The organism is Rickettsia fournieri, assembly GCF_900243065.1.
Lineage (GTDB): Bacteria > Pseudomonadota > Alphaproteobacteria > Rickettsiales > Rickettsiaceae > Rickettsia > Rickettsia rickettsii.
In genome coordinates, this window is sequence record NZ_LT978484.1 from 170,137 (window position 1) to 188,155 (window position 18,019).

Sequence of the window (18,019 nt, forward strand, 5' to 3'; positions counted from 1 at the left end):
TTACTCATTATTTTCCGGAACAGTTATTGTTTCGGTCTCTTCAGAAGCCTCATTATTATTTGCCCTAGGGTCAAAAGGTACTTGAGTAGGTACAAAAGTCGGCGGTAATAATCTACTAGTAAAAAACTTATCTTCGTAATACTTAATTTTACGAGATTTTATAGGCGGAAAGGATTCTATTAAAACAATTTGCTCATCTCTCGGTAACTGTATTACTTCTTGAGGTAAAAGTAAAGCTCTTTGAACCTGAGAAACGTTTTGAGTTCTAGTAGAAATATTAAGATCAAAAAATAAAGGTTTACTAAATGATCTTTGTTCTACCGTCTTATTACCGACAAGCTGCGATATTAAATTTGCCGTTTCATAGTTATTAGCGGCAAAAGTAATACGATATGTTGCATTAGATAAGAAAGAATTCATCCCTGCATCTTCATATGTTCCTTTTAACTGCTGTGTATCTTGAATAATTAAAAATAAACGAACTCTATAACCTCTAAAATAAGCTATACCGGCTTTAAAAGTATCCATCTTCCCGAGCGTCGGGAACTCGTCAAGTAAGAACATTACTCCATACGGCTCTTCCTTTAAATCCGGCATTTTGCGGCTTAAAAATTCTGTCGCCTGCTGATAAAACACCTGCATTAATTTTTGTAAACGCTGTATATTATCGGGTGTTAACCCTACATATACGGTTGTTTTTACTTTTTTAAATTCTTGTATATTGAAATCAGAAGATGCTGTAGCTGAATCAATAAGTGGATTTGCCCATAATTCAAGCGATGAGTTCATTGTAGATATTACGCCGGAACGCTCTTTATCGGCTTTTTGCAAAAATGCAGCAATATTCATATATGCAACAGGATGTATTACACCACCAAGCGTATCGAGTACGACCGCTAGATTATAAACTACGTCGTCACTCCTCATAGTACGCACTACTTCACCGAAAGATTTAGTTTTAGTAGGATCGGCTATTAAATATAGAGTTACGCCTAAAAATAAGCTTCGTGCCTCATTATTCCAAAAATCCTTTTCCGGCATTATAAGATTTGAAATTTTTTGAACGTCATCAACCATTTGCCCAGGCTTAGTACTAACCCAATCAATCGGATTATAACAATGAGTAACACCATCAGGATTAGAAGGCTCCCATACAAAAACTTTCTGCCCTTGCTTCTCACGCCAACCACTTGTCAACCCGTGATTTTCGAGCTTTATGTCATGCACTACTACCGAATCACTCCAAAATAACAAGTTAGGTATCACAAACCCTACACCTTTACCTGAACCGGTAGGAGCAAATAATAAAGCATGCTGGAACCCGTCTGCAACAAAATATCCACCGGCATCAACACCGATCAGCATACCTTTCTTAGATCTAAGACCTGCAGCCTCTATATCTGACGGATTAGCCCAGCTTGCATCTCCATATACTTTTTCATCTTGTTTGAAAAATTGTAATGATTTTATTCTTTCAAAATTTTTAATGTAAAATATTATAACAATAATAGCCGGACTGAGAAGAGAGGCAAGTAGCTTCAATTTTAAATAATTATAGTCGGCAATTTTTAACTGCCCCCAAACGTTAATAAGCCAGTAAGCCCACTTATAAGCAATATTTATAGCATTTATATTTACACCTAAAGCTCCAACCTCATTAGTAAAAATTGCAACAAATGCACCGCTTATCCAAATGGTACAAAAAATAACAACCGGATGAATTATAGCATGACCGAATATATTTCTAGTAACTTTAAGTATCTTATGCCATTCCATGAATTGATATTCCTAGTTTATGCTTATATATTAGTTTTTGCGTGGAGTCATTTTTACGTCATTGCGAGCAACTAAAAGGAGCTTGGCAATCTCAGGATTGTGTCCTGAGATTGCTTCGTCAATTACTTCGTAATTTCCTCGCAATAACGTTTTTAAACCATCCCCTCAGCGTTCTTGTTCTTCTTATAATATACTTCCGAAACATATCTTTTCCCGCCGCTACCGCGTTTTAACTGCACAACGATATCTACAACGGTTAAAATATACTTCTTTACTTCTTCAGGCGGCATACCAAGATCTGCTTGCATAACCATAAGCTTTAACTGCTCAATAGCCATAGCAGGACTATCAGCATGCAGTGTTGATATTGAACCGGGATGACCTGTATTAATAGCACGCAAAAAACTAAAAGCTTCCTTACCTCGAAGCTCACCTACTATAATCCTATCTGGTCTTAAACGCAAACAGGCCTCTATTAAATCTTGAGTAGTAACATTTGCACGCCCCTGTCCTCCTTTGGAAGCCAGTAAATGCACTCTGTTAGGATGGCTTGATAGCACAACCTCACGAGCATCTTCTACAGTAATTAATCTTTCTATTGCAGGTATTTCAGTGAGTGCCGCATTAGTAAAAGTAGTTTTACCGGTTGAAGTACCGCCGCTAATTATGATATTTTTCTTTGAAACAACTGCATGTCTAATAAATTCTTTAATCTTTTTTTCAGCTAAGAAATTATTTAAAATTACTGCATCTTCATCTATTAAACTCTCTGTTGCAGTATCATCAAATGCCCCCATTTTAGCATATTCATCTAAAGTTAGATTCATACCGCTAGGCTTTCTTATAGCATAAATGATTTGTCCTATCTCACAAGCAGGAGGAAATACTATTTGAATACGGTAGCCATTCGGCAAAGTTGCCGAAAGAAGCGGTTTTTCTTCTGAAATCATCTGTTCGGTAGATTGAGCGACTAAACTCCCTAATGCAAGTAGATGTTCGCTATCCAGTTCCGGTATTTGCTTAGAATATATATCGCCTTTTTTTTCAACCCATACTTCTCCGGGCTTATTAACCATAATTTCGTTAATACCGTCTTCAGCAAATAAATTTTTAAAAGGAAGTAAAAACGTCTCTAAGGCTGCAAATTCTTCATTCATTTCATTACCTTCGATTTTAATAAAACGGATTTTGGGAATTTATAATCCTTATTAACGTATATTCTAACCGGCGTACCTTGATTAACCGTTGTCGTCGGCTTAAACTGCTGCTGAGTTATCATATTTTTTACAACATTCGTTACATCCGTAAAAGCTTGAGTAGAAGCTTGTTGTGCTTGCGTCGGAGTTGATGCTATAGAGGTAGTAGTAAGCAAACTTGAAGCTGCCGTATTAACTGCCTGTACTAAGGTTTGAAGTCTCTGCTCAGCAGTATTCACTGAAGAAGCAGTTTGTGCGGTTGTACATGCTTGAGTCATAGTAGTATAAGCAGTCGAAGTTTTATCGGTAATAGCAGCAAGTATATTAGTACAAATTGTAACTATCCTAGTATTTGCATCCATAGCGGTATTAGACGCAATAGTTTGAGCAGTATTTAACAATTGTTTTGCCGTAGCACTATTGGTAGCCGCTGCCTGAGAAGCTATAGGAGGCGGCACTAACTTATCAAGGACTTTAGCAAGCCCTATATTAAAGCCGGATTGTAATACGGCATTTGCAAATTGTTCTTTATATTTATTATCAACTCTTCCTTGTAATCCCGGTCTACCTAAATTATCAACTGCAGGTGAGTCGAATTCTATAGTATAACCGTTAGTTAAATCGATTCTATCCCATATTATAGAAACTCTACCGTAACTATCTGAAGAAGTTGAGGTTGCATATTTACCGAATATTTTTGATCCTTTCGGTATCAATATAACTTTATCTTTCTCAGAAAATACGTCTCTACTAATAATGGCTCTTATTTCACCGCCAAGATCACTATTTATTGCCGTTTCAAGGACTGCATCAATTAATTTACCGCGTCCGAGAACCAAAGACATATCACCGCGATCTTTAAAGGTCGCTTCTGCCGTAATCTGTTCCGGTGTTTTTTTAGGCTCTACACCACCAATTAACACTATCGCTGATTTTCTTTTTGCTTCACGACGTTGCTTCTCTGCATCGCTCTCAACTAACGTTCCTGAAGTCGAAGGCAACGAAACCGGCGGCAATGGAAGCGTTTTGTCTTTATTCTCTTCTACAGGAGTAGTAGGAGGTAAGACCGGTGGAACTTTTACTACCGGAGGGGGAGGCGGTGGAGGAGCAGTGGGCATCTCAAGCTTAGGCGGATCAGGTAACTTTGGAATCTCCGGAATATTATCATCAACCTCCGTAACAGGTTTTACAATATTACTCGGTATCTGAGTCTCCGGTATTTCTTCTTTTTCAGTACCGAAAAAAAGAGTATAAAAAATATATATAAAAATACTACAAATTACGACTACTATCGCAATACTCTTATTAAAGCTAACCGAAACTTTTGATAATTCTCTTTGTACTTCAGGAAAATCTGCTCCTGATAAAGAACCGGTATTATGATTGTTATTTTGCTCTTCAGCCATATCTAAATTATATTAGTTAAAGTATTTTTATTGTCATTGTTGCGTGGATCGGTTTTCCATCATTGCGAGGAAACCGCAGAGCAATTGTAAGTCCGCAATCTCAGGAGTTTGTATTATTTCATGAGATTGCCACGCAGCCTACGGCTGCTCGCAATGACGTATCTACACAGAAATGACATCGATTAAAATCTTGCCATGTAATTACTATTTTTCTTAGGGTAGTAAAATTTAATTACATATACTAAATCCCTTTCGTTACCCATCATAAGTTCCGTAGAAGCGATATCAAATTCATATATTCTTTTATTAGTTATAATAGTCATATTTGTACGAATATCTTTTTCAAGAGGCTTAATAAATAATCTATTTGCCAAAGGAGTTATTTTCCAAGCATAAGCATCCCCAAGAATTATATTTTGGATTTCTTCGTTTTTAGCAAATTCTATATGAGATTGAAAGCCAAAATGCAAAACTAATAAATAAACTTCATTTGGATTATATATATAAGTTTTTATCCTATTATCTTTAGTTATAGATAAATCATCTACATAATTATTACTACTATTACATGGATCATCTACAAGTGGACATTCTCGTTGTACTGTAAAACCGCTTAATAATATAAAAACTAAAAAATAAAATCTAACTATTGTCATCGTCTACCCTATATCCGTTCACTTGAAACCCTACAGGATTTACATCAAGTTCTGAATCTGTTAATTGCATAGGCACATAAGCATAACTTACTACCGCTATTTTATTATAAACTAATTGGTTTCCTGATGTTTCATTTACGGAAAATCTAACTATATATTTATCTGCTGCGATTTTTGACCATGATTTTATTACTAAAAATGTAGTATTCTCTTCTTTATATTTTAAAGTAGGATCAAAATCTTTATTTCTTATATAGCCAAGATAATTGTAATAAACACTGCTTGTTGAAAATAATCTTATTGTCGTACGAGCTATCGTCGCAAAATCAACCGGATTATATGTTTCCCGTGCCGTTATGTATTTCTTTATAAAATACCTTGTAAGAGACTCATCCGCCGTTAACACTGGTGATGAAATAGGTTCTACCACCGAGGCACGTCCGGTCTTACTATTAAGCTGAATAACAAAAGGCTCAAACTGTTTAGATTTTACTACAAAGGCTATTACTAAAGTTGCTATAACCATAAAAATGGTTAGTAGTATTATTAATATGATAAGTAAGTTACGTTGAACAAGTAACTTATCAGATCGCTCTTCATACCAATTCTGAGTAATTTTTAAAGGATTAGCCGATTTAATACTTTCTTGCGTTTGTGTATCTCCTGAACCGATTTGCGAGTTATTACTTGATTTAAAGAAGCCAAATATATTATTCATATCAAAGGTATTTTTATTATTACATTGTTATTGTGTAAAACTATTACTTTTATACTATATTTACTGAATTAACAGGTCTTCTTATACAAGGATTTACGCTTACACTCGAGCCATCATCTATATCAGCAGAAACACACGGGCTTTTAATTTCATAAGGAGCTGAAGGGGTACATGACAACAATTGAGCAAGCATAATTAATACTAATAGAAGCTTTAATGATTTTAACATTCTAATTATACATTATTAAATTATCTTGTTACTATTTTAAAATTACCTTACTATACAATAGTTCACAAGCATTTTTTGAAAAAATCTATTTATAAATATAAAAAAATATTAAAAAGATTGTAAACTATTATACTCTGAAGTAAATAAAGAGTAGTTATACGAAGTTCAGCTTAGGAGAAGAGCATGTACTTAATACGTGGCTACCTGCGGACTTATAAGACATTGTCGCCAATTTTTCAAGTAGGACGCGTATAACATAATAACTACCATCAATAATTGTTATTGTATAATTTTAATTTATAATTTATTTATTTTAATTTTAAAGTTAAATATTTGGTATTGTAGCAACAATATAAACTTATTTTATAGCTTAAATAACATTAAATTAACAATCATATTATAATAATTATGATAGAGTTTTAAAACAGAATAAAATTAGATATTAATCTAGTAATTATGGACCCATTAACCAACGCAATACAAGAATATATAAAATCCGGCGAATATTTTATTGATGCAAGAAAATGGTATAATTTTAAGTATATCTTACCATTAAGTCATAGAAGTCTTCTGCTTTTAATATGCACGATTTTTACCTTATTATTAACCTTAATTTGTATAAATATCAATATATTGCTACCTATAAACAAAAAAGTAAGTTATTTAATAAAAGATGATGCCGCAAAACAAGCTGCCGTTACTAATACTAAACATTCAACATTAACAAATCCTTATATCTCTATTGCAAATATTATGCTTCAGAATTATGTAAAGCAACGAGAAGAATACAATTACGATATATTAAAAGAACAATTTACCTTTATCAAAAATACTTCTACGAGTATTGTTTATATGCAATTTGCTAATTTTATGAATATTGATAACCCATTATCACCGGTCATAAGATATCAAAAACTATATAGACGCTCAATTAATATATTATCAATTAACAATATAAACGATAACGAGGCAGTTGTTACTTTTGAATCATTGGCAAAAAATAGTACGGATGCAATTTTAGAAAATATGGTATGGGAAGCAAGAATCGGATTTATAATGGATTCTATCAGTACAAATACATCACCTGATATGCCGTTCAATTTTACCGTTACTAGTTACAAGCTAAAGTTACTAAGGAATAAAAATCAGAAATAATATGAAGCAACTAATAATATTTTGTACTTTTATAATACTTACATTAGATGTATTTGCTCTTACTATATCACGACCTCTAGGTCGAGACCCACGTCTAAGAGTTATGACTTATAACCCTGACGATGTTTTCAAATTCACAGGATATTACGGCTATCAAGCAAGTATAGAACTAGCAAGGGACGAGGAAATAGTAAGTATTTCTATGGGAGATACTACTTCATGGCAAATAGTACCTGCCGGTCATAGGATTTTTATTAAACCGATGGAACCAGATGCTACTACTAATATGACTTTAATTACTAATAAACGGACGTACTTCTTTGAACTATATGCCGCCGAAACTCTTGATATGCGTGATCCTGAAATGGTCTTTAACGTAAAGTTTCTTTATCCGGATGACGAAAATGACAATATGAGCGGTCATATGCAAACTTTTTCTGCTGCCCTAGCAAGTCCCGACCTGACTCATCCTGAAAAATATAACTTTAATTACTATATTAGCGGCAGCGAAGAAATAGCTCCTATTAAAATTTTTGATGACGGTGAGTTTACTTATCTGCAATTTAGAGATAAAAACGCTGAAATTTCCGGTATTTTTGCTGTAGATGATTCACTTCGAGAATCTTTAGTAAATTATCGCCTTGCTCAAGATAATCCTAATATGGTGATCCTTGAACAGGTTTTTCCTAAGCTCGCTATACGTAAGGGCAAAAAAGTCACATGCGTATTTAATCAGTCTTTCAAAGCGTATTAATGTCTACCAACGTCATTGCGGCAATGACGATGAAACTGATTCACGTAACAATGCTTTTCTTACAATAACAATATAATTATGCATCATTTAATATATTTCTTTGCCTTGATCTTACTAACTAGCGGCTTATTTATAATGCTTACAAGTCGTAATTATATTCATAAAATTATCGGGCTTGGAATCTTTCAAAGTTCGGTGTTAGTATTTTATTTAAGTATCGGAAAAATTAAAATAGGCGGTGTACCTATTTTCCAAGAGGGCGTCACTACTTACACTAGCCCTTTGCCTCATGTATTAATGCTAACTGCTATAGTAGTTGGGTTTGCTACTCTTAGCGTAGCTTTAAGTTTAATATATCAAATTTATAAACATTTTGGTACAATATCAGAAAATGAAATTAATTTTGATAAATGATTCTAGCTAACCATGTCCCTATCATACAAATATTATTCCCTTTATTTGGGGCTTTACTCTCAATAATATCTTTTCGCTTTATTACATTTGCACGAATAATTACTACGATTTGTATTTTATCTAGCCTTTTGGTCAGTGTTTATGGATATAGCATTATACAAAATACGGAGCTATCTTACACCATGGGAGGATGGACTTCAAAAATAGGAATAGAATATCGGCTAAATGCACTAAACCAAGCTATTATTATTTATCTTAACTTGGTTTTATTATTCTTTTTAGTTTTTTGTCATAAGATTACTAATCAAACTATCTTAAAATATATAAACCATAATAGAAAATCTTTATTTTACGGTATATTATTATTCGCTCATACGGGCTATTTAGGGATGATTGCTACTCACGATTTTTTTAATCTATATATATTTATAGAGATTTCGGCACTTAGTAGCTATGTCCTGATAGCCTCAGGTAATAATCCAAAATCTTTAATCGGAGCTTTTGATTATTTGATAATAGGTAGTATCGGTGCAACTCTTATTCTTATATCTATAGGATTTTTGCTAAGCATTACAGGTAGTTTGAATATGGCAGAAATTGCAGCGTATTTACAAGAACATACTAATTCCCGTATAATCACTATAGCTATCGGTTTTTTCTTAATAGGTGCTATTTTAAAAACAGCTTTTTTCCCTATGCATTTTTGGATGATGAGAGCTTATAATAACACGGCTTCAGTTATTTTAGTATATTTAGCAGGGATTTCTACTATAATAGGAATATATATAATATATAAATTTACTTATATTATTATAGGCTATGAGACAATTAAAACGGCTATTACAAATTTTATAAAACCTATCGCTTTAGCTACTCTTATTATAGCCCCGTATTTTGCTTACCAAACAAAAGATTTCAAGAATATTATAATTTATTCATGTTGCACTCAAATAGGTTACGTATTTTTATTATACGTAACCGAAAACGGTATAATAGTTTTACCAAGTTTATTACTTGCGGATAGTATAAATAAAATAGCTCTTTTCTTGATAGATGCTTATAATGAAAGCTATAAAAGAGAGCCTAACAAAGTTTTAATAATAATTGCTATTATGTGCAGCTGTGGCTTACCTATCAGTCCATTATTTTTTATCAAAGTAAATATTCTTGAATTATTATTAACACAAAATCTACTATTAGATTTTATTATAATTTTACTTAGCTCCGTAGGATCGTTATTTTACCATTATAAAATGATACTATTGTCATTCCCGCGAAAGCGGGAATCCAGTAATTAAAAAATATAAACACAGTAAGTTTTTAAAACTAAAAGCACGATTTATCTCGCTTTTTCTGGATTCCCACTTTTAGCTAGGCATGACATAGAAAGCCATACAGGTAATGCTCTAACCATACTATCAAAAAAAGTATAACAGCTTATCATGATTACACAATTTACTACTCCGAGTCTTTTGATTCTATCAACTTTGCTAGTTGGTGCATTAAACTTAACTAGCCCGTATGCCACTCAAAAAGATAGCTTTATACGTAATTTTTTACTTATTACTATCGCTATTTTTTTCTTCGGTAATATTTTAATTATAGACTGGTTGTTTTTAAAAGGTATTAGAGCAGGATTTGAATTTAATATATTCAGTAATTACTCTATAGGATTCCATCTTGAACCTTTAGGGCTTATTTTCTTAAGCTTAATAGGCTTTTTATGGATTTGTGCTTTACTTTACACTCCCAAATATCTTGCTATTAATAATATAGACTATTCTTCTAGATTCTTATTTTTCTTTAACTTAACTATTATAATCGGTGTTTTAATTGCTTTATCTAGCAACTTATTCACGATGTTTATTTGCTATGAGCTTTTAACTATTTCTACAGCTTTTTTAATAGGACATACCAAAAATAATATAGTACTTAGAGGGTTATATAAATATCTAAAAATTCTGATGATTTCTGCCACAATATTATTTTTACCGGCAGTGATAATTATTTATACTAAAACCGGTAACGGAGATTTTGCAAGTGGGAGTTTAGTAGAAAATTATTTTTCCAAAAACCAGTCAATTATTTTATTGTTAATGTTTATTTGCGGTATTGCTAAAACTGCAATTTTTCCGGTGCATTCATGGCTTCCTGCTGCAATGGTTGCACATTACCCCATTAGTAGTTTGCTGCATGCCGTAATAGTGGTTAAAACCGGATTATTTTGTATTTACAAAATCCTATTATATATATTCGGTTTATCGTATTTACAAATGATATTTGCCGAGTTTAACTGGTTAATTTTTATACCGATAGTAAGCATATTTTATAGCTCAATCAAAGCCCTAGACACGGATAATATCAAAAAAATACTCGCCTACTCCACTATGAACCAATTAAGCCTTGCATTGCTTAGTGCTTTCATGTTAACACCTAAGGCACTTGGAGCCGCAATACTCCATTTAGTTTCACATTCTTTTACAAAAATCTGCTTATTTTATAGTATGGGAAGTATTTACAGTTTAAAGAAAGCCGATCAAGTACAGAATTTACATGGTACATCCAAAGAATTTCCTTTAATTTCTTTTATTATATCTATCTCTTCATTATCATTAATCGGTATACCTATCTTTAGCGGATTTATTAGCAAATTCTCAATATTACTTGCCGCAAGCGAACAGAATCAAATCATTGTTATGATTGTCGTAATAGCTAGTAGTATATTCTCAAGCCTTTACCTGCTCAAAATATTAAGCTCTATTTATAAACCTTCTTTAGTAGAATCTAGCGTAACAAAACCACTCCCCTACTCTATGCAAATTAGTATAATAATGTGCTGCTGTGCCGTAACTCTTTTCTATTTTATTCAAATCTTAATCAGAGAATTTTTAGCTTATATTACATAAACATATTTACATAATCTACACATAATCATATAATATGTATACCTTTGATACTTCAAAAGTTGGAAGTCAAATAAGCAGTGCGCCTACACAGCGTACAATAGTACGTGAACACAGGCGAATCCCGAAATTTGACGTACCAAATCTTGAAGTATCAAAGGTATACATATGGTAATTATTTTTGAGTATAAATATGGCACAAATTATTAGAGCAACAGAATTTGTACGATCTTTTTCAGATATTATGAATAGAGTTTACTATAAAGGCGAAAGCTTTGACGTTCAAAAAGGTAATCATATCGTAGCAAGGATTACGCCTGCAGAAATCAAGCCTTCTGTAGCAGTAAGAGACTTAGAGGAAGCTTTTAAAAATGGTCCACATCTTGATCCTGAAGATGCTGATCAATTCATGAAAAATCTCGAAGAAATAAGACGCAATACTAAACAAGATATTAAAAAATTGGTTGAAAGATGGGATTAATTATTGATACTGCTATAATCATAGCTTTAGCAAGAGGAAAGGTAAGTACTAAGCAATGGTCACATTACGGTCAGACTTATATTAGCCCTATTGTGTTAACTGAACTATTAATAGGAGTAGATAGAGTCAAGAATGAGAATAAACGTATAAAATGTTTAGCTTTTATAGAATACGTAAAAAGTCTGTTTACTATATTACCTTTCGGTATTGAAGAAGTATATACATATGCACGTATTACTCATGATTTATACACACAACGTATAACTATAGGAACTCATGATATGCTTATTGCAGCAACGGCTATTACAAAAGGTTTTCCGATATTAACTCTAAATGTAAAAGACTTTAAAAGAATCCAGGGACTAGAGGTTTTAACAGTTTCTTCTAAGGATTAAAATGTTTATTCAAAATACCAAGTGTACATTGCCGCTTACTAATTTTGAGCTTATGTTTGATTTTCACCCACAAAATCAGCTAATAGCTCTAGCATTTCTAATTGTTACTGCTATCTTAAGTCTTTATACAATTTCCCAAAATAGAAAATTAGAATGCTTAATCGGTAGTTTATACTGTTTATCCTCTATTATATGCGTATTTGCAGCTGATTTTATTTCCATGATAATCTCGCTTGAATTCATGACGATTTTTGCCTGCATAATTATTTTTTGTGACCAATTAAAGATAAAACCGGCACGTCAATATTTCCTCACTCATTTATTCAGCAGCGGGCTAATCTTAATCGGTATGACTCTTCTAATCCAAACAACAAGTAATACGACTTTTACTTCTTTAACGGAATCAGTAAATAATTTTGAGTTACCAGCAGTATTCATACTTGCAGGTTGTTTAATTAATGCCTCGGCTATTTTTGTAAACGGCTGGGTGGTTCATTGCTATCCTATAGCTTCAAGTAGCGGTATTGTATATTTAATTAGTTTTACTACTAAAGTTATTTTAATTATCATTTTAAAATTATTTAGCGGTCTTGAGATATTAAAGTTTTTTGGGATATCAATGATCATTTACGGGTTAGTATTTTCTCTAATTGAAAAAAAACTTAAACGATTAATATGTTATCTTACCGTATCACAGCTTGGTTTTATATTAACGGCTATTAGCATAAACTCTCCAAATATAGCTTATCTTATTACAAGCTTTATATTCATACATATATTATATAACGGATTATTTGCTTTATATTTCGCTTATATAGAAGATGAGTATGATATTAAAAATTACCAAGATCTTCAGAATACTCAAATTAATTTTATTTTATTAAGCGGATTTGTTATTAGTATATTGATCTATACATCTATACTGCCTATTAGTTCTTCTTATATTAAAGATGAAATAGCTAATATTTTAAACGAGAATAGTGTAATGCTATTTTCCAAGATAGCGACTTGTACCGTATTATTTGGGTTGTTGATGGAGAGTTCTACGCCATTCCTGTCTCTCTTTATGTCATTCCTACGAAAGCAGGAATCCAGTAAAAACCTTAAAAATAAAAGCTTTATAATATTTCTGGATTCCCGCTTTCGCGGGAATGACATAAGAACTATAACCTACCTCTCTTTCTGCATCATAACTTTATGCATATGTTTATTCTACCCTATTCAAATATCACATACTGCTAACTTTAAGCTAGTCATCCTTGCAATCTCACTGTTATTGGCTTTAATATTTAGAAAAATACCACGCATTTCAACAGAAAACATAAACCTTGACCTATACCAATATATTGAAAAATTTATATATTTCAGTATCGATAAATATAAAGAAACGGCAGACAATAACGAAGATGTGGCAGAATATCTTAATTTTAAGGTTATTTGGGATAATATTTTAAGTAAAATATCTGCTTGGCATAATCAGCAAGCTGCTATATTGATTGTATTATTCCTATTAATTAGTTTGATTTTAACACTACAATAATTCGATGTCATTGTTGTATAGATACCAAAATCGTCATTGCGAGAAGAAACTGTAAGTTTCAACGAAGCAATCTAGTAAACAATTCTGATTACAGAATTTTTTTATTATTTTACTAGATTGCCGCGTCGCCTACGGCTCCTCACAATGACGACTTTAGGCATAACAACACAAAAAAATAAAAAACATGAAACCACCAATAACAGACAAACAAAATTACAGCTTTGAAGTTCACGAAGCAACAATAAACGATGATTATCACTGGCTGCGTGATCCTAAGTGGCCAAATGTAGAAGACTCTAAAATTTTAGATTATTTAAAAGCTGAGAATCAATATACCGAAAATTTCTTTGCCGATCTGCAAAATGATAAGGAAAAGATTTTTGAAGAATTAAAAGGACGGGTTAAATTAGACGATGAATCGGTTTATGTTAAGAACAAAGATTATTACTATTACCATAGAGTAGAGGAGAATAAAAATTATCCGATATATTGCAGAAAGCATAATAATATGGATTCAGCGGAAGAAGTAATATTAGATGTCAACCTTCTTGCTCCAAATAGCGGTTTTACTGATGTTGCTACAGTTGCAATGTCACCTGATCACAATTTAATGGCTTATAGTGTTAATTTTACAGGTAATGAACAATACAATATCAAAATATACAACCTTAAAGAACAAAAATACTTACCTGATGAATTAGGCAATGTACAGCTAAATCTCGATTGCTTCAGACAAGATGAATTTCAGGAAAAGCCTGCGGAACGTACAAATGTACGTGAGCATAGGCGAATGCCGCAAAATTCGCTTGTATCAAGCGATCGAGATTTAGCTGTAGCTCCTACTATAATTTGGCATGAACACTTAAACGGCTTTTTCTATATTACTATTAATGAGAATCAACGCTGGGATAAGGTAATGTTTCACCGTCTAGGTGAAGAGGTCACTCAGGATAAATTAATATTCGAGGTAAAAAACCCTCTTCATTTTATCAGCTGCAAGAAATCAGCAAGTCATGAATATATTTTTATAAATTCAGGCGATCATAATGAAAATGAAATTTACGTAATTTCTATGCAGGATGACAGTTTTACGCCTAAATTAGTACGAGCTGCAGAAAACAAAATATTCTATGAAATAGAATATAATGGCGATTATTTTTATATTAAAACTAATTATAAAGCTAAAAATTTCCATGTTATAAAACTGCCGGTAAATAATTTTGAAAATACTAGCTGGGATGATTGGGATGATATTTATATTAAGGAAGAACAAAACAAATATTTAAAAAGCTTTAATGTTACAAATAATTATTTAATCTTAAACTATCGTGACCAAGGTTTACCGCTAATTAAAATAAAGCGGTTTAAAGATTTACAAGAAAACACAATTCATTTTCCCGACGAAAGTTTCCAAGCAAGTAGTTTTTCTACAAACTTTGAGGAAGACGATATCAGAATAGATTACTCTTCTCTAGCAAGACCCAATACCACTTATAGCTACGATTTTAATAGCGATAAATTAACGATATTAAAGAGCCACGAAATACCTTCAGGCTTTAACCCGGAGGAGTATAAAGTGGAGAGAATATTTGCAGATAATGAAGATGTAAAAGTACCTATAACCTTGTTTTATAAAAAATCTTTATTTAAAAAAAACGGTTCAAATCCTTTATATCTAATGGGTTACGGTGCTTATGGCATCGCTATGCCCGTCAATTTTAGAAATACAGCAGTGACACTTGCCGATCGCGGTTTTATTTACGCAGTTGCTCATATTAGAGGTGGCGATGATCTAGGTCATGATTGGTATGAAGCTGCTAAGTTTTTAACCAAAAAAAGAACATTTGAAGACTTCATAGCCTGTAGTAGAGCTTTAATTAACGAGCAATATACAAGTAACAACAATATAGTAATAATGGGCGGTAGTGCCGGCGGTATGTTAATCGGTTACATACTCAACGAAAAACCGGAAATCTATAGAGCAGCAATCGCGCATGTACCGTTTGTTGATGTTTTGAGTACCATGCTTGACGAAAGCTTACCGTTAACTCTCTTGGAATATAATGAGTGGGGTAATCCGAAAGAGAAAGAATATTTTGAATATATTAAATCATATTCCCCTTATGATAACGTAAAAGCACAAAACTACCCTGCTCTATTCGTTACTTGCGGTATATCCGACCCACGTGTAGGTTACTGGGAACCTGCTAAATGGGTAGCAAAATTACGAGCACTAAAAATGGACAATAATCCCTTATTATTAAAAACAAATATGGATACGGGACATAAAGGTTCTGCTGGTCGTTTTGATTATCTGAAAGAGATAGCTGATGAATTAGTATTTATTTTTAAGGTGTTTGATGTTGAGGTTTAGTTAGCAGATTTGTTGCAGGAATGACATACAACACCTCTACTGAATACAAAAACAATGCATAAAAATTATCTAGAACAATTACAAAAATTACCGATTACTTTAATTTTACTAATTAGCTTAATTTGCTGTATTGGTTTCATTGTGCTTTATTCTGCAGCAAATAGCAATTTGCAGCCCTGGGCTTACAAACAAATTATAAATTTTTGTATATTCTTGCCTTTAGCTATTATTATTGCATTAATTGATTTACGCATAATATTTAGGTTATCGTATATCTTTTATTTGTGCGTACTCGCTTTACTAGTAGCCGTGGAGCTTTTCGGCTCAACTGCCATGGGCGGTAAAAGATGGATTGATATCGGTATAGTTAAGCTTCAACCTTCTGAACCGATAAAAATCGCCGTTGTACTAATGCTTGCTAGATATTTCCATTCACTAACAATTGATGATCTTACAAAATTTCATAAAGTTATTATACCGATTATAGGAGTTTTCATACCGGCTTTTCTAATAATTAGAGAACCAGATTTAGGTACGGGAATGATTGTTTTAATTGTTGCGGCAATTATATTTTTTGCGGCAGGTTTTAGAATAAAATATTTTATAATACTAGGTCTTGCTGCTCTTATTAGCCTACCTATCGCTTGGAATATGATGTATGATTACCAAAAAAAACGGGTAATGGTTTTTTTAGATCCCGAACATGATCCGCTCGGTGCTAGTTATAATATTATTCAGTCTAAAATCGCTATAGGTTCAGGTAGCCTATTTGGACGCGGTTTAAATCAAGGTAGCCAAAGCCATTTGGATTTTCTTCCCGAACATCAAACTGACTTTATCTTTGCTACCTTCGCTGAAGAGTTCGGCTTTATAGGAGGAATGTTTTTACTAATATTATATTTTGCACTTATAACTATTTCTTTATTAATTGCCGCAAATTGCCGAGAGATTTTTAGTAAATTAATGGTAATAGGTATTACTTCAATCTTATTTAGTCACGTATTTATTAATATAGCTATGGTTATGGGCTTGCTTCCCGTAGTAGGCGTACCGCTACCGTTTATTTCTTACGGCGGAACAATGATCGCATCCATGCTAATCGGCTTTGGGCTTGTGATGAATGCTCAGGTACACGGGCATACCGCTTTAAACTAGTGCAATTATATTGACAAAATGGATAACATAAATTAATAATAAGTTGCATTTCACTTTCTGATTTTCGTATAAAGCGAAATTTCCTATTGACTTTTATATAAAACAGTATAGATTTCTTTACAATTTAATTTTTTATAAAGAATTTATGCTCGGCTATGAGAAAGCACCAACAAATTTAAATAGAGAACAAAAGCAAGCATGAGGTATTTTGTCTATTGGAACTTTTCTTGAATATTTTGATTTATATTTATATGTACATATGGCAGTGCCTCTCAACGAGCTTTTCCTCAAGCTGATCCTCAGACTGCTCTAATCTATGAAGCAGCTGCATTATGTTCAACATATGTATTTAGACCGATAGGAGCATTAATCTTTGGTTGGCTTGGTGATAATATAGGAAGAAAATCAACTATAATAATAACTACTTTGCTTATTACTATAGCTTGTTTTATTACGGCAAATCTTCAACTTATAATGAAACAGGAATTGTAGCTACATGGGTTACGATAGCATGCCGTATGACACAAGGCATGTCCTCAATGGGAAAAGTAATAGGAGCAGATGTATATTTAACTGAATGTACTAAATTTAGTTGCCGATGCACATCAATATTTTGTTTTGTCGAATGCTGAGGGAAAAAGACGCCTAATAAAAACTGTGTTTTCAATTAAATTAACAGGCAAAAAGCTTGACTTTATGCTGCATTCACCGTTTGATGCATTCGTAAAGTTGTCAAAAATCGAGGAATGGCTCCCCGGGCCGGACTCGAACCAGCGACCGAACGGTTAACAGCCGTTTGCTCTACCACTAAGCTACCGAGGAACATTAGAAGCATCTGGAAGATTCAGATACTTCCTTATAACAAAT

17 protein-coding genes, 1 tRNA gene and 1 pseudogene are annotated in these 18,019 nt (G+C 32.8%); 12 read left to right on the forward strand and 7 right to left on the reverse strand.

What is annotated here, in order from left to right; translation table 11 throughout:
• The 6 genes from C4Q30_RS03780 to C4Q30_RS03810 all read right to left on the reverse strand — a co-directional run bounded on the left by C4Q30_RS03780 (window position 1) and on the right by C4Q30_RS03810 (window position 5,981).
• Window positions 1–1,776: a type IV secretory system conjugative DNA transfer family protein gene (locus C4Q30_RS03780; RefSeq protein WP_103897247.1), complete on the reverse strand. Its 1,776-nt coding sequence runs from the start codon at window positions 1,774–1,776 to the stop codon at window positions 1–3.
• A gap of 152 nt (window positions 1,777–1,928) precedes the next feature.
• Window positions 1,929–2,933: a P-type DNA transfer ATPase VirB11 gene (gene virB11 / locus C4Q30_RS03790; RefSeq protein ID WP_103897249.1), complete on the reverse strand. Its 1,005-nt coding sequence runs from the start codon at window positions 2,931–2,933 to the stop codon at window positions 1,929–1,931.
• Window positions 2,930–4,378 (reverse strand): TraB/TrbI/VirB10 family type IV secretion system protein, encoded by a 1,449-nt coding sequence (locus C4Q30_RS03795; RefSeq protein ID WP_103897250.1) that lies wholly within the window; start codon window positions 4,376–4,378, stop codon window positions 2,930–2,932. Before C4Q30_RS03795 ends, virB11 begins: the two co-directional genes overlap by 4 nt.
• A gap of 182 nt (window positions 4,379–4,560) precedes the next feature.
• Window positions 4,561–5,034: a TrbG/VirB9 family P-type conjugative transfer protein gene (locus C4Q30_RS03800; RefSeq protein WP_017443177.1), complete on the reverse strand. Its 474-nt coding sequence runs from the start codon at window positions 5,032–5,034 to the stop codon at window positions 4,561–4,563.
• Window positions 5,021–5,752 carry a VirB8 family type IV secretion system protein gene (locus C4Q30_RS03805; protein ID WP_103897251.1) on the reverse strand — a complete coding sequence of 244 codons (732 nt, stop codon included), beginning with the start codon at window positions 5,750–5,752 and terminating at the stop codon, window positions 5,021–5,023. Before C4Q30_RS03805 ends, C4Q30_RS03800 begins: the two co-directional genes overlap by 14 nt.
• Window positions 5,753–5,801: 49 nt before the next feature.
• A complete protein-coding gene (locus tag C4Q30_RS03810; protein ID WP_010977041.1) occupies window positions 5,802–5,981 on the reverse strand; it encodes a DUF2706 domain-containing protein in 180 nt (59 codons plus the stop codon).
• A gap of 456 nt (window positions 5,982–6,437) precedes the next feature.
• On the opposite strand from C4Q30_RS03810, the gene C4Q30_RS03815 reads away from it, so the two are divergent.
• The 12 genes and pseudogenes from C4Q30_RS03815 (at window position 6,438) to C4Q30_RS10695 (ending at window position 17,644) form a co-directional block, all read left to right on the forward strand.
• Complete coding sequence (locus C4Q30_RS03815) at window positions 6,438–7,136, forward strand: VirB8 family type IV secretion system protein (protein ID WP_103897252.1); 699 nt, start codon at window positions 6,438–6,440, stop codon at window positions 7,134–7,136.
• 1 nt (window position 7,137) lies between these two features.
• On the forward strand, window positions 7,138–7,890 hold the full coding sequence (gene virB9 / locus C4Q30_RS03820) for a P-type conjugative transfer protein VirB9 (protein WP_010977039.1): 753 nt from the start codon (window positions 7,138–7,140) through the stop codon (window positions 7,888–7,890).
• Between the two features lie 78 nt (window positions 7,891–7,968).
• Window positions 7,969–8,304 carry a Na+/H+ antiporter subunit C gene (locus C4Q30_RS03825; RefSeq protein ID WP_014014086.1) on the forward strand — a complete coding sequence of 112 codons (336 nt, stop codon included), beginning with the start codon at window positions 7,969–7,971 and terminating at the stop codon, window positions 8,302–8,304.
• On the forward strand, window positions 8,301–9,602 hold the full coding sequence (locus tag C4Q30_RS03830; RefSeq protein WP_103897253.1) for a proton-conducting transporter transmembrane domain-containing protein: 1,302 nt from the start codon (window positions 8,301–8,303) through the stop codon (window positions 9,600–9,602). The genes C4Q30_RS03825 and C4Q30_RS03830 overlap by 4 nt, the downstream gene beginning before the upstream one ends.
• A 144-nt stretch (window positions 9,603–9,746) precedes the next feature.
• Window positions 9,747–11,210, forward strand: a complete 1,464-nt coding sequence (locus C4Q30_RS03835; RefSeq protein WP_103897254.1) for a proton-conducting transporter transmembrane domain-containing protein — start codon at window positions 9,747–9,749, stop codon at window positions 11,208–11,210.
• Between the two features lie 37 nt (window positions 11,211–11,247).
• Window positions 11,248–11,373, forward strand: a pseudogene (locus C4Q30_RS03840) (palindromic element RPE5 domain-containing protein); the annotation flags it as partial.
• A 27-nt stretch (window positions 11,374–11,400) separates the two neighbouring features.
• Window positions 11,401–11,688: a type II toxin-antitoxin system antitoxin VapB gene (vapB, locus tag C4Q30_RS03845; RefSeq protein WP_103897256.1), complete on the forward strand. Its 288-nt coding sequence runs from the start codon at window positions 11,401–11,403 to the stop codon at window positions 11,686–11,688.
• Complete coding sequence (gene vapC / locus C4Q30_RS03850) at window positions 11,679–12,083, forward strand: ribonuclease VapC (protein WP_014014082.1); 405 nt, start codon at window positions 11,679–11,681, stop codon at window positions 12,081–12,083. Before vapB ends, vapC begins: the two co-directional genes overlap by 10 nt.
• A gap of 1 nt (window position 12,084) precedes the next feature.
• A complete protein-coding gene (locus tag C4Q30_RS03855; RefSeq protein ID WP_103897257.1) occupies window positions 12,085–13,623 on the forward strand; it encodes a proton-conducting transporter transmembrane domain-containing protein in 1,539 nt (512 codons plus the stop codon).
• Window positions 13,624–13,807: 184 nt separating this feature from the next.
• Window positions 13,808–15,997, forward strand: a complete 2,190-nt coding sequence (locus C4Q30_RS03860; protein ID WP_103897258.1) for a prolyl oligopeptidase family serine peptidase — start codon at window positions 13,808–13,810, stop codon at window positions 15,995–15,997.
• Window positions 15,998–16,051: 54 nt separating this feature from the next.
• Window positions 16,052–17,152: a rod shape-determining protein RodA gene (gene rodA / locus C4Q30_RS03865; RefSeq protein ID WP_103897259.1), complete on the forward strand. Its 1,101-nt coding sequence runs from the start codon at window positions 16,052–16,054 to the stop codon at window positions 17,150–17,152.
• 369 nt (window positions 17,153–17,521) lie between these two features.
• Complete coding sequence (locus C4Q30_RS10695) at window positions 17,522–17,644, forward strand: hypothetical protein (protein ID WP_410525781.1); 123 nt, start codon at window positions 17,522–17,524, stop codon at window positions 17,642–17,644.
• 255 nt (window positions 17,645–17,899) lie between these two features.
• Here the strand turns inward: C4Q30_RS10695 and C4Q30_RS03885 are convergent.
• A tRNA-Asn gene (locus C4Q30_RS03885) sits at window positions 17,900–17,974 on the reverse strand.
• Window positions 17,975–18,019: the final 45 nt, after the last annotated feature.

Bases quoted from the DNA above. Each gene is read 5' to 3' on its own strand.
- C4Q30_RS03825 (WP_014014086.1), top strand. From the start codon at position 7,969: ATGCATCATTTAATATATTTCTTTGCCTTGATCTTACTAACTAGCGGC.
- virB9 (WP_010977039.1), top strand. From the start codon at position 7,138: ATGAAGCAACTAATAATATTTTGTACTTTTATAATACTTACATTAGAT.
- C4Q30_RS03830 (WP_103897253.1), top strand. From the start codon at position 8,301: ATGATTCTAGCTAACCATGTCCCTATCATACAAATATTATTCCCTTTA.
- C4Q30_RS03795 (WP_103897250.1), bottom strand. From the start codon at position 4,378: ATGGCTGAAGAGCAAAATAACAATCATAATACCGGTTCTTTATCAGGA.
- vapB (WP_103897256.1), top strand. From the start codon at position 11,401: ATGGCACAAATTATTAGAGCAACAGAATTTGTACGATCTTTTTCAGAT.
- rodA (WP_103897259.1), top strand. From the start codon at position 16,052: ATGCATAAAAATTATCTAGAACAATTACAAAAATTACCGATTACTTTA.
- C4Q30_RS03800 (WP_017443177.1), bottom strand. From the start codon at position 5,034: ATGACAATAGTTAGATTTTATTTTTTAGTTTTTATATTATTAAGCGGT.
- C4Q30_RS03805 (WP_103897251.1), bottom strand. From the start codon at position 5,752: ATGAATAATATATTTGGCTTCTTTAAATCAAGTAATAACTCGCAAATC.
- C4Q30_RS03855 (WP_103897257.1), top strand. From the start codon at position 12,085: ATGTTTATTCAAAATACCAAGTGTACATTGCCGCTTACTAATTTTGAG.
- C4Q30_RS03780 (WP_103897247.1), bottom strand. From the start codon at position 1,776: ATGGAATGGCATAAGATACTTAAAGTTACTAGAAATATATTCGGTCAT.
- C4Q30_RS03860 (WP_103897258.1), top strand. From the start codon at position 13,808: ATGAAACCACCAATAACAGACAAACAAAATTACAGCTTTGAAGTTCAC.
- C4Q30_RS03835 (WP_103897254.1), top strand. From the start codon at position 9,747: ATGATTACACAATTTACTACTCCGAGTCTTTTGATTCTATCAACTTTG.
- C4Q30_RS03815 (WP_103897252.1), top strand. From the start codon at position 6,438: ATGGACCCATTAACCAACGCAATACAAGAATATATAAAATCCGGCGAA.
- vapC (WP_014014082.1), top strand. From the start codon at position 11,679: ATGGGATTAATTATTGATACTGCTATAATCATAGCTTTAGCAAGAGGA.
- virB11 (WP_103897249.1), bottom strand. From the start codon at position 2,933: ATGAATGAAGAATTTGCAGCCTTAGAGACGTTTTTACTTCCTTTTAAA.
- C4Q30_RS03810 (WP_010977041.1), bottom strand. From the start codon at position 5,981: ATGTTAAAATCATTAAAGCTTCTATTAGTATTAATTATGCTTGCTCAA.